The 11642-nt window shown below is 68.6% G+C and carries 9 protein-coding genes; 5 read left to right on the top strand and 4 right to left on the bottom strand.

Annotation, left to right across the window (positions count from 1 at the left end):
* Positions 1 to 255: 255 nt before the first annotated feature.
* From LKD76_RS15855 to LKD76_RS15835, 5 genes are all read left to right on the top strand, one after another.
* Entirely contained in the window at positions 256 to 936 is a 681-nt protein-coding gene (locus LKD76_RS15855; RefSeq protein WP_227985259.1) for a TVP38/TMEM64 family protein, read from the top strand.
* A gap of 652 nt (positions 937 to 1588) precedes the next feature.
* Positions 1589 to 2668 (top strand): ABC transporter substrate-binding protein, encoded by a 1080-nt coding sequence (locus LKD76_RS15850; RefSeq protein WP_227982098.1) that lies wholly within the window; start codon positions 1589 to 1591, stop codon positions 2666 to 2668.
* Entirely contained in the window at positions 2665 to 3498 is an 834-nt protein-coding gene (locus LKD76_RS15845) for an ABC transporter ATP-binding protein (RefSeq protein WP_227982097.1), read from the top strand. Before LKD76_RS15850 ends, LKD76_RS15845 begins: the two co-directional genes overlap by 4 nt.
* Before the next feature lie 4 nt (positions 3499 to 3502).
* Positions 3503 to 4399, top strand: a complete 897-nt coding sequence (locus LKD76_RS15840) for an ABC transporter permease (RefSeq protein ID WP_227982096.1) — start codon at positions 3503 to 3505, stop codon at positions 4397 to 4399.
* Between the two features lie 30 nt (positions 4400 to 4429).
* Positions 4430 to 5773, top strand: a complete 1344-nt coding sequence (locus tag LKD76_RS15835) for an LLM class flavin-dependent oxidoreductase (protein ID WP_227982095.1) — start codon at positions 4430 to 4432, stop codon at positions 5771 to 5773.
* Between the two features lie 91 nt (positions 5774 to 5864).
* Here the strand turns inward: LKD76_RS15835 and LKD76_RS15830 are convergent, their stop codons facing one another.
* From LKD76_RS15830 to LKD76_RS15815, 4 genes are all read right to left on the bottom strand, one after another.
* Positions 5865 to 6200, bottom strand: coding sequence for a transglycosylase family protein (locus LKD76_RS15830; protein ID WP_227982094.1), 336 nt, complete (start codon positions 6198 to 6200; stop codon positions 5865 to 5867).
* A 397-nt stretch (positions 6201 to 6597) separates the two neighbouring features.
* A complete protein-coding gene (locus LKD76_RS15825) occupies positions 6598 to 8337 on the bottom strand; it encodes a hypothetical protein (RefSeq protein WP_227982093.1) in 1740 nt (579 codons plus the stop codon).
* The gene (locus tag LKD76_RS15820) at positions 8334 to 10265 is read right to left on the bottom strand and encodes a hypothetical protein (protein WP_227982092.1); all 1932 of its coding nucleotides are present in this window, start codon (positions 10263 to 10265) and stop codon (positions 8334 to 8336) included. The genes LKD76_RS15825 and LKD76_RS15820 overlap by 4 nt, the downstream gene beginning before the upstream one ends.
* A complete protein-coding gene (locus tag LKD76_RS15815; RefSeq protein WP_227982091.1) occupies positions 10262 to 11560 on the bottom strand; it encodes an ABC transporter substrate-binding protein in 1299 nt (432 codons plus the stop codon). Before LKD76_RS15815 ends, LKD76_RS15820 begins: the two co-directional genes overlap by 4 nt.
* Between the last annotated feature and the right edge of the window lie 82 nt (positions 11561 to 11642).

The following is an 11642-nucleotide window of genomic DNA, read 5'->3' as shown; positions in this document are numbered from 1 at the left end:
GACTGGCGATACTCCACCTGTACCGGATACCGGCACCCGAACCCAACTCTTCGCAGGGCCTTCGCAACCGGCTGTGTGTCCGCTTCACATTGCCGCCGATATGCGATATCGGCAGGTCACAGGCCAGTTCGGTTAACGTTCATTCCTCAACCTTCATGTGATGCTAGCCCGGTGTTCGCACCCGCTTCGCACAGGCTCGTCCTACCAACCGGTAACCTGTCGCGGGTGCCGAGGACGACGGAAGTGGCGCTGCGAATGCTGCGCAATCGACGGGTCGCAACGCTGCTACTGCTCGCGATCGCGCTGGTCGCGGTAGCCGCGCTGGCGCCGCATCCGGCTCCACAGCAGATTCGTGAATGGGCCGATTCGGTCGGTCCCATCTTCCCCCTCGTGTTCTTCCTCGTCCACGCGATCGTCACCGTCGCGCCCTTCCCGCGCACCGTCTTCACTCTCAGCGCCGGGCTTCTGTTCGGGCCGGTGGTCGGCATCGCCCTCGCCGTCACCGCCACGACGGTCAGTGCGGTGCTGGCACTGCTGCTCGTGCGCGCCCTCGACCGGGACCAGGTCGCGGCGCGGCTGCATCACCCGGCAGTGCGGGCGGTCGATCGGCGACTGGCCCGGCGGGGCTGGCTCGCCGTGGGCTCACTGCGGCTGATCGCACCGGTACCGTTCTCGGTGATCAACTACTGCGCGGGGTTGTCGTCGGTGCGGATGGTGCCGTATCTGCTGGCGACCTTCCTCGGCATCATTCCCGGCACGATCGGCGTGGTCGTGCTCGGCGACGCGCTGACCGGCCGGACCGATCCCGGCCTGCTCATCTTGTCCGGAGTGTGCATCACCCTCGGCGTCATCGGGCTCGTCGTCGACGCGCGCTGGGGCGCGGACGAGTTCATCGAGACCGCCGCCGCGCCCGCGGACGAGCCCGCACCACACTGAGCCCGCTGGGCGGTGTCCGACGGGTACTTCCGCGGCGGCTCGCCACGATCACCGCGATCCGATCGAGATAGTCCGGCTCGCCGGGGACGATTGCGCCGCGATACATGTCGATCGCCGTCCTCGTTCATCACGTCGGCGCGCCACGATATTCGCCCCCGATCGGCGGCAATCCGTGGCCCTGGAATTCGTTCCTCCGCGTCGGTGATCCGCTCGCGCTGCGCACAACCATTGCCCCAGGTCTGCGGGCAGGACAGAGTGCGATACATCGTTTTCGGTCCCGGCAGGAGGATCTATGGCCGCCACCGATGAACCGCGTTCGGGCGCACGCGCAGTCGATCGTGCGATCGCGATACCGAACTGCTTCGACGGCGACGACCCCGAACTGTCGGTCAGCGATCACCGCGGGTCATCGCGATCCGCGCCGCCGGTACGAGCATTTCCCGAAAAGGCCACCCGATGAATGTCTTCCGTCCACTGACGCGGCGCCGCACGGTCGATCTCATGCGCGTTTCGCACGGGATCTGTCGCGCCTGAATCCGGGCGCCATCGCCGTCGCCGAAAGCCCCTCCCAGGCAATTCGTTTCGCGGACCTGCGGGTCGTCGCATTTCCATATGCGTGCGACCGCGGTCGCATTCAGTGAAAGAAACCATCATGTTGTCGTTCAGACGACCCCGGGTCGTGCGCGCCCTCGCCGCCGTCCTGGCCCTGCCCATATCCCTCGCGCTCGCGGCCGGCTGCTCGAGTTCTGGGGCCGGCACCACCGCCGACGGTAAGGCCATCCTCCGGTACCAGGGCCAGGCCGGAACGGTCACACCCTACGAACTGGCCGCCGATCTCGGTTACTTCTCCAAGATCGAGCTGAAGTGGGAGGGAGATACCACCAGCGGCCCCGCCAATATCCAGGCCGCCACCACCAAGCAGATCGAATTCGGCAGCGCCTTCAACGGCGCCGTCGTCAAGCTCATCGCCGGCGGCGCCCCGGTCACCTCGGTACTCAGCTCCTACGGCGCCGACGCGCAGAGCTTCACCGGCTACTACGTCCGCGACGATTCCGGTATCAAGACCGCCAAGGATCTGATCGGCAAGAAGGTCGGGGTCAACACCCTCGGCGCACACCACGAATTCATCACCCGGCAGTGGCTGCACGATCAGGGCCTCACCGACGACGAGATCAAACAGGTGCAGCTGGTGGTGCTGCCACCGGTCAACACCGAGGACGCGCTGCGCAAGCGGCAGATCGATGCCGCGGCCCTCGGCGGACCGCTGCAGGACATCGCGCTGGCCCACGGCGGCATCCACCCGCTGTACACCGACAAGGGGCTGTTCGGTGAGTTCGACTACGGCACCTACGTTTTCCGCAACGAGTACATCTCCGATCACAAGGACGCGGTAGCCGACTTCGTCCAGGGCACCGCCCGCGCGACGCGGTGGTTGCAGCTCACGCCGCGCGATCAGGTGGTGGCACGACTGGCCGACATCATCCACAAGCGCGGCCGCAACGAGAACACCACATTGCTCGACTCCTACAAATCCTCCGGCATTCCGGTGCCCGGTGCGGTGATTCAGGAGCGAGAACTGCAGATCTGGATCGACTGGCTGGTCCGCAACGGTGAACTGCCGGCCGGGAAAGCCGCGGCCAAGGATATCTACACCAACAGCTTCAACCCCTACGCCAACGGGAAGTACCCGCCCGGCAGCGGGCCGACCGGAGAGGCGGTGGCCGCCAAATGAGCGACACGGCAATCAAACTCGCGCTCGACGGGGTGCGCAAGGAGTTTCCCGCCCGGGGCGCCGGCACCACGTTCACCGCGCTCGAGAACGTCACGGTCGACGTGCGCGACGGTGAATTCCTCGTACTCGTCGGCCCCAGCGGCTCGGGCAAATCCACACTGCTGGATCTGCTGGGCGGTCTGACCCGCCCCAGCCACGGGCAGATCCTGCTCGACGGTGAACCGGTGACCGGGCCCGGACTCGACCGCGGCATCGTATTCCAGCAGTATGCGCTGCTGCCGTGGCGCACCGCGCGCGGCAATATCGAATTCGGGCTGGAGGCCAGACGAATTCGCCGCCGGGAGCGCCGCCGGATCGCCGAGGAATATCTGGAGCTGGTCGGCCTGACCGGCTTCGGCGACCGGTATCCGCACGAATTGTCCGGCGGTATGAAACAGCGTGTCGCCATCGCGCGCAGCCTCGCCTTCGATCCGGAGGTGCTGCTCATGGACGAGCCGTTCGCCGCGCTCGACGCGCAGACCCGCGAATCGCTACAGGACGAATTGCTGCGCATCTGGCGCACCACCGGGAAGACCATCCTGTTCATCACCCACGACATCAATGAGGCCGTGTATCTGGGGCAGCGAGTGGCCGTCCTCACCTCCAGGCCGGGACGGGTCAAGGCGGTGGTCGATATCGATCTCGACCGCGACGCCGATCCGGACGCCGACGTCCGCTCGAGCGAACACTTCAGCGAGATCAGGCATCGGATCTGGTCACTGCTGCACGACGAGGTGGCCCGCGCTCAGGGCCTCGAGCAGGCCGAGCTCGCGGCCGCCGACAGGAGGTAACACCGTGTCCACCACTTTGCCCGCCACCGCCGAATCCGTGCTGGTGCCGAAGAAGTCGCACATCTCGGCCGCGAGTGCGGCCGAGTCCCCCGCCCGCCCGGCTTCCGGATCGGGACGGCGACTGGTCGGCATCGCCGGCCGCTGGGGCTGGCGATTGCTCAAACCCGTTCTGGTCATCACCCTGTTCTTGGCGTTCTGGGAGCTCGCGCCCCGGTTCGGTCTCGTCGATCGGATCTTCCTGCCGCCCTTCTCCACCGTGGTGACACGGGGTGAGGAGCTGATTCGCAACGGCCAGCTCTGGGACAACACCTCCGCCAGCCTCGGACGGTCGCTGGTCGGGTTCGCGATCGCGGTGGCGCTCGCGGTACCGGCCGGGGTCGCCATCGCCTGGTACAAACCGGTCGCCGATTTCCTGAACCCCCTGCTCGAACTGTTCCGCAATACCGCGGCGCTGGCGCTGCTACCGGTGTTCATCCTCATTCTCGGCATCGGCGAGACCTCCAAGGTGGCGATCGTCGTCTACGCCGGGTTCTTCCCGATCCTGCTGAACACCATCAGCGGCGTGCGATCGGTGGATCCACTACTGGTCAAATCGGCAGTCTCACTGGGTTTCTCACCGCTGCGGCTGTTCCAGAAGGTGATTCTGCCCGCCGCGGTCCCGACCATCTTCACCGGCATCCGGATGGCGGCGTCGGCGTCCATTCTGGTTCTCATCGCCACCGAGATGTCGGGCGCGCGAGCGGGGCTCGGCTATCTCATCACCGCCGCCCAGCAGAATTTCCAGATCCCCGATATGTACGTCGGGATCGTCGCCATCGCGATCGTCGGACTGGTCTACAACGCCGTCCTCGTCGCGATCGAACGCCGCCTCACCCGCTGGCGCCCCGAATCCGATCGCTGAAGCACTCTCTCGAAGGGACGACGACGCCCGATGTCGCCATCACGGAAAACCTTTCATATCAACGCCTTTCTGATGGGCGTCGGCCACCACGAGGCGGCCTGGCGCCATCCGCGCACCGAAGAACAACGCGTTCTCGACGTACGGCATTTCCAGGAATTGGGCCGCATCGCCGAGCGTGGGAAATTGGATTCGGTATTCTTCGCCGACGGTTTGGCGGTGGGCCCGCGAATTCAGCGCAATACGCTCGCGGTATTCGAACCGGTGACGCTGCTGTCGGCCATCGCCGCCGCGACCGAGCACATCGGCCTCATCGCCACCGCATCGACCACCTACAACGAACCGTTCAATCTGGCTCGCAAATTCGCCTCGCTCGATCACATCAGCGGAGGCCGGGCCGGGTGGAACATCGTCACCTCCGGCACCGTCGACGAGGCCTATAATTTCGGCTACGACGCCATTCCCGAACATGCTCGCCGATATGAGCGCGCAACCGAATTCGTCGATGTCGCACTGCAATTGTGGGACAGCTGGGAGTCCTCGGCGATCGTGCTCGATCCCGAGACCGGGGTCTTCGCCGATCCCGACAAGGTCCACACCGTCGACTACGCCGGCGACCGGTTCCGGGTGCGGGGCCCCTTGAATTCCCCGCGCGGTCCGCAGGGCCGCCCGCTACTCGTGCAGGCCGGATCCTCGGAGAGCGGAAAGGAATTCGCCGCCCGCTATGCCGAGGCGGTGTTCACCGCGCAGCGCGGTCTCGAGGAGGGGCAGCGCTTCTACCGCGACCTCAAAGCTCGGCTGCCGAAATACGGCCGGAGCCCGGACGAGCTGAAGGTGCTTCCCGGCCTGGTTCCCTACATCGCCGATACCACTGCCGAGGCGCTCGCACTGGAGCAGGAGTTCACCGACCTCATCGCACCGGATTACGCACTGCGCCAACTGTCTACGCAGCTGGGCATCGATCTGACCGAGCACCCCCTCGACGCACCGCTGCCGCCCCTGCCGGCCGAAAGCGATATCGAAGGCGGCAAATCACGGTTCACGCTGGTCAAGGATCTGGCCACCCAGGAGCAGCTGACCGTCCGGCAGCTGATCGGCAAGCTCGGCGGCGGGCGCGGGCACCGCAGCTTCGCGGGTACACCCGAGCAGATCGCCGACGAACTGCAGACGTGGTTCGAGGCGGGCGCGGCCGACGGATTCAACATCATGCCGCCGTATCTGCCGGGCGGACTGACCGATTTCGTCGACCGGGTGGTGCCGATCCTGCAGGAACGCGGCCTGTTCCGCACCGAGTACAGCGCCGACACCCTGCGCGGGCACTACGGCCTCGCGCCGGTCGAGAGCCGTTACGCGACCGGCGCCGCAATCGGCGCCTGAACTGGGATAACGACGACAGGCCCCGCCCGGCACTTCCGGGAGGGGCCTGTCGGCACGCTATCGATGCGGGAGTCGATCGAGCGGCGAACCCTTACAGGTTGGCGCCGCAGACCGGCCAGGCGCCGGGGCCCTGGCTGGCGAGCACGTTCTCCGCGACGCGGATCTGCTCGGCCCGGCTGGCGTTGGACGGGCTGCCGCTGCCGCCGTTGGCCTCCCAGGTGCTCTGGGTGAACTGCAGGCCGCCGTAGAATCCGTTTCCGGTATCGGCGCCCCAGTTGCCGCTGGCCTCGCACTGCGCCACGGCATCCCAGTCGTGGCCGCCGTCGGCAGACGCGGTAGCGGTGAGGCCGAACGGGACGGCGACGATGGCGCCGGCGACGGCGGCGAAGCCGAGTGCGCGAGTGCTGAACTTCCGGTTACGAGACATGTAAGTATTTCCTGCCTGCGCCCAGCCGGCCCGCCGGTGGCGATCGCGGGTCCCTGCCCCCAGGTATGTCGGGGTCGAACTCGAACCGCGGGACAGGGTTACCGGTGTTCAGCGATTCGAGCGTCAGCCCGGAATTCCGAGCTGCAGACGACGGTAACGAATAAATCTCGACAGATCACGTTGTGGTAACAACCAAAACTCATCGAGTCATATCCCGGATCATTCACGTTTCCGCAGGGCATGCGCGGATAAACGCGCCTTACACAACTGTAGTTATATAAACGTTATGTGGCGGAGATCACCCGTATATAGTGACTCGGGTCGCAGTATCACGCCCGAAATGACCGAATCCGACGCGGCGAAAGCCCCGCAACCCGCGGCGACAGCTCGGATGAGGCTACCGCTCGGACACTTCGATCGGCCATCGGCCCACGGTGTCGCGGACCTGCACCCGCGCGGCACGCAACACCCGCGTGACCTGGCGTCTATAGCGGCGCGCGAGCAGCGAGTCCGGCGCGGGACGGTCGGGGCGGTGCTGTTCGGCGTAGGCCAGCCAACCCGAGGCCTCGCTGAGAACCTCGCCGGTATCCACCGGCCCGGCCAGCACCAGACCCCCGTATTCGGGTACCACCACGACCGCACTGCCCAGATGCTGCAAGCAGCGGCAGATGCCCAGTTCATGACCCAGATCGCGATAGCGGGTCAAGGCCAGCAGCCACCAGCGCAAGGCTCGGCGCGGCTCCCCGCGCATCCACCACAACACGCCGAGGATCTCGAAGGTGTGCGCACGCCCGGAGGGGTTGCGCCCGCCACGGGTCAGCGCTTCGGCCAGCTCCAGCCGATCACGCGCGGCATCCAGGCGGCCCTGATGCAGCTGGGCGATCGCCAGGTCGATCAGGGCGCACACCTCACCAGCGGTGTCACGACGGGGGAACAGCCACCAGGCCCGCTCGAATCCGTCCACGACCTCCGACAGCGACCCCGCCGCGGCCGGACCCGGCGCGCCGTCCCAGCGCCGGTAGCGCTGGAGGCCACGCAACGCGGTCTCGTGCGCGCGGCGCGCTCGCAGGCCCGTCGTTCCGCGACGCCTGCGGACGCGCGCCCAGGGCCGCCGGCGAGAGCCCGATTCCGGTTCCGACAGGTCCCCGCAGCGGATCGACGCCAATTCCCGGATCTCGGGGTGTGAGCGGGACGCGAGAGTGCGCATGGCCACGGCCGCGGCACTACCTGGCGGCACCCCGATGCGCGCGTACCAGAGGTCCAGGGCGTCGGCGATGCGCGCCAGGGCCGTGATATCGAGCTCGATGCCGTGCTCGGCCTCGGCGCACGCGCACAGCAGCGCGGCGAGACGATCGGCCGATCCGAGGAACCAGCGGTGAGCGCCGGCACCGAGCCGATCGGAGTCCAACGCCACCGCCCAGCGGTGCGCCAGATCCGCGTAGTGGCGGACCAGGGCGGGCAGGGCGGCCCGCCACTGCGGGGTACGACAGACGTCGCGTCCCGGCCCGGCGGGTGGGCGATCCCCGCGATCCACCCGGAACCGGTCGTGACCGTCGTGTGCGACGATCCCACCGGCGGCCAAGCGGATCAGCACATCACTCGCGTGCCGACGCGCCACCGCCTGATCGCCCGGCAGGATGGACACGCAGTCCAGCATCGCGCTCACCATGTCGTAGAGCGCGGCCGACTCGTAATCGGCGAACGGCAGCGCCCGCAGGACCGCGACCACCGGTTCGTCCTGCGCGTCGAGCCGCGGCGCCGGCTCCGGCGGCAGCGCCGGTGCGATCGTCACCGTGCGGGCGACCGCGGCCGGTGGCTCCACCAGATCCGACGTCAGATCCAGCTCCCGGCGGATCCGCGCGCCCTCGCGCATATCCATACTCTTGCGCCACAGCACGTACAGCGCGGCGGCCAGCACAACCGCCACCGCAACCCAGCGCAGGACCCCGGCCAGTGAGTTCAGCACATGGCTCTGGCCGACCGAGCCCTCGAGCAGTTTCGCCACCACCTCGAGCAGCAACGACGAGGACAACACCCAGGCGGCGCCCAGAAACCCCTGCCACACCGACGCTTTCGGTGCCGTGATCAGCGCAGCGGCGGACTCGGTGTCGTCTCGGCGTTCGGTATCGGTGCTCATCGCACGAAACCGCCGGTCAGGCCGGGAACGAGAAACCGCCGCCAGGTCGCGAGCAACAGCAGCGCCGGCGGCACCGTCGACAGCAGCGCACCCGCCGCGAGGTGGGCGGCATTCTCCTGGAACTGGCGCGCGTCCCCCCACAGCAGCAGCGACCACGGGCTCACATCCGCACCGCTGACCATCAATCCGATGAAGAAGTCGTTCCACACCTGGATCAGTTCCAGGACCGCGACCGCCCCGACGGCCGGCCACGCGGTCGACAGCATCCGGCCCACCACGGCCCACGGTCTGGCCAATCCGCGCAGCGTGTCCGCCGCCGGACTGTCCGACGGCGCGAGCAGCGCACCGCGCAGGATCAGGATCGCGATCGGCAGCCCGATCGCGGCATGGACGACGATCAGCGAGGAGATCGAGGTGCCGGTCAAGCCGAAGCTCTCGATCACGCGACGGATGGGTCCCACGGAGAACTGCGCGGGCAGCACAGTGAACACCACCAGCACCACCAGGGTGATCCGCGATCGCATCGCATCGGCGGGCAGCCCGGCGAGCCGGTGGGCCACCGGAAACGCGGCGCCGATGACGAGCAGGGTCGCCCAGCCGGCAACCCATCCGGTATTGGCCATGGCGTGCAACAACTCTCGGTGGTGCCACACCGAGCCCGAACCGGCGAACGCCGGGCCGTCGGCGCCCACCCAGCTGAACACCACCAAGGCCAGCAGCGGCCCGAGCGACAGCAGCGAGACGATGCCGACCCGGACCACGCCCCGGGCGTCGCGCCGGGTGCGGAACGGGTCGACCTCCGGGCGGCGTATCCAGCCGACCCGGTGCCGACGCACCGTGGTCTGCATGATCCACGCCGCCGCGCCGATCAGCACCGCCAGCGGCAGCGAATACGCCGCCGCCACGCCGGGATCGGCATCCGGATCCGAGACCAGGCGCCACCAGTGCACGGTGGCGGAGTCCAGCGAATACTGCAGTGATCCGGGAACCGCGATCAGGATGATGTCGAAGATCCGGGCCGCGGCGATCGCGACCACCAATCCGAGGATCAGGAATACCGGTCGCACGAGCTCGAACAGCCGCGCCCGGGTACGCCAGGCCCCCTGCGCGTCCTCGAGGTATCCCCGCCGGACCGGATCGGCCTCGATCGCGGCGATCGCGGCGCGGAACAGGGCGAACAGGGCCCCCAGCCAGCACCAGACGAACGCGGTGATCAGCATGGCCATCAACCAGACGCGCTGACCGGTGACGCCGGGCACCGGCATCCGGTAGTCCGGATTCTCGGCCAGCAGCCGAAACGCCAGCCCGGCGACGAAGGCGGATACCCCGAACGGCAGGATCAGCGGCTGCCACGGCCACCAGCTGCGGCGGCCCCGCCAGGCCAGCTCGAGTGCCAGCACCAGAACCGCTACTCCGCACACCACCCACACCAGCGTCCGGGCGTAGGCCCCGCGCCCGGACGCGCCCAGCTCGACGCCGATGCCCCCCAGGGTCACCCCCAGCGCCAGCATCAGCACCGGCCACCACAGCGACCGCCACCGCATGCGCCGCGGCACGGGTCCCGGCCCCACCGCGCGGCGCACGACCAGTTCCCGCAACCGGATTCGCACCAGCGACCAGCGGCCCCGGACCACCGCGGCAACCACGCCGCGCGCGGCGGCATCGGCCCGCCACAGCAGCGTGACCGCGGCGATCAGCACCACCAGCAGCGCACACCACGCCACCATGTCCCAGCGCGCGCGGGCGGCGGTCCACAGTGTCGTCGCGGTGGGGCCCACCAGCAGGATCAGCATCAGCCCGAGCGCCGGGAGTTGGGCCGGCCACGTCGCCCAGCGCCGGGGCGGCCGGCCCGGAATCAGCGGTCCCGCGACCCGCGCGGGCGCCAGTTCCAGATCCAGGCCGTGCGCGTGGATTCGCCCCGCGGTCATCGTGTTCTCCGCTCGAACTCGTCGAGTCCGCGTACCGCGTGGTCGACCGCGGCATCGATGCGGTCACCGCGGCCGTCACCGACGGTGATGAGCAGATCGGTCAGTACCCGCCACAATCCGTCCCGCCGCCCGGCCGCGCCGATGAGATCGGCGAAATCGAAGGCCGTCCACGACCGCAACTGCGCGGCGACCGGCTCCAGCATCGGCGGATGGCCGGGAACCGTCCGTGGGCTCGGTGCCAGGAAACCTCCGTGATCGGCGATCCAGCCCGCTACCGCGTCGGGTGCGGTCAATGCGCTGATCACCGGGACCACATCGCGGGTGCCGGCGGCGGTCGCCACGATCACATCGCCACCGCCGATCGCCGGACGTGACCCGCCGGGCGCCACCGCCGGAAAGGGCATCACACCGACCGCGTCCGCCGGACGGTGGGCGCGCCGCAGGCAACTGCGCACGATCGGCTCCGCGAAATCGGGTGCGACCACCATCGCCGCGGTGCGCCGTTCGAACACCTCACGGATCGACTCGGGGAATTGCCGGATCAGGGTCGCCGCGATACCCCCGGGAAAGGCCCCGGCGGGTGACCACAGCGCGCCCAGACGCGACAGCGTCGCCCGCACCGCGTCGCGGTCCCACTCCCGCGGACGAGTCCGCGGATCGCCAGGCGACGCCAGATCGCCGTAGTCCCAGGGTGATTCACCGTAGAGGATATTGCCGAACAGATCCGCCAGCACCCAGCCGTCGGCCGCGCCCAGCGACAGCGGGTTGCGCCCGGTCGCCTCCGCGGCCCGATGCGGCCATTCCGAGACCGTCCAGTCACGCGGGTCGTCACGTGGCCCGTTCCCGCCGAAGGCGTAGCGGTCGTACCACACCAGTGACTTGTCGGCGGCCTTGAACGGAATCCCGTAGAGCGCGCGGTCTTTCCACAGCAGGGGCCGCCAGCGCTCGGGATAGCGTGGATCCGTCGCGTCACCCCACAGGGTGGCCGGCAACGGGCGCAGCACATCGCCCGCCAGTTCCCCGATCCGGCCGACCTCCGGCAGCATCACCAGATCCGGCGCCGACCGGCCGCGGGCCAGCAGGGCGGTGTCGATATCGTCGCCGAGCGGCAGCACCGCCACCGTCTCCCCCAACCCGGTGTCCGCGAGCACCCGGCGGAACGCGGCGAGCTCGGATCCGCTCCAGGGCACCGCGATTCGAATCGAGGCGGGATGACCGAACAGGACTCCGGGCGCGCACGCCGACAGCAACGGCGCGAGCGCCGCCGCCCGCAGAACCGCCCGTCGTGTCGCCATCACCACCCCCGTGATATCCGAGTCCAGGTGCCGGACACCGGAAGTCGAATGCCGACCCGCGATTGTCGCGGATCGGCATTCG

The sequence above is a fragment of the Nocardia spumae genome, from assembly GCF_020733635.1.
Classification (GTDB): domain Bacteria; phylum Actinomycetota; class Actinomycetes; order Mycobacteriales; family Mycobacteriaceae; genus Nocardia; species Nocardia spumae.
This window is presented reverse-complemented; position numbering and strand designations above follow the sequence as displayed.

Coding starts and splice junctions, on each gene's coding strand:
- LKD76_RS15855 (WP_227985259.1), top strand. CDS start 256: ATGCTGCGCAATCGACGGGTCGCAACGCTGCTACTGCTCGCGATCGCG.
- LKD76_RS15835 (WP_227982095.1), top strand. CDS start 4,430: ATGTCGCCATCACGGAAAACCTTTCATATCAACGCCTTTCTGATGGGC.
- LKD76_RS15820 (WP_227982092.1), bottom strand. CDS start 10,265: ATGACCGCGGGGCGAATCCACGCGCACGGCCTGGATCTGGAACTGGCG.
- LKD76_RS15850 (WP_227982098.1), top strand. CDS start 1,589: ATGTTGTCGTTCAGACGACCCCGGGTCGTGCGCGCCCTCGCCGCCGTC.
- LKD76_RS15830 (WP_227982094.1), bottom strand. CDS start 6,200: ATGTCTCGTAACCGGAAGTTCAGCACTCGCGCACTCGGCTTCGCCGCC.
- LKD76_RS15815 (WP_227982091.1), bottom strand. CDS start 11,560: ATGGCGACACGACGGGCGGTTCTGCGGGCGGCGGCGCTCGCGCCGTTG.
- LKD76_RS15825 (WP_227982093.1), bottom strand. CDS start 8,337: ATGAGCACCGATACCGAACGCCGAGACGACACCGAGTCCGCCGCTGCG.
- LKD76_RS15845 (WP_227982097.1), top strand. CDS start 2,665: ATGAGCGACACGGCAATCAAACTCGCGCTCGACGGGGTGCGCAAGGAG.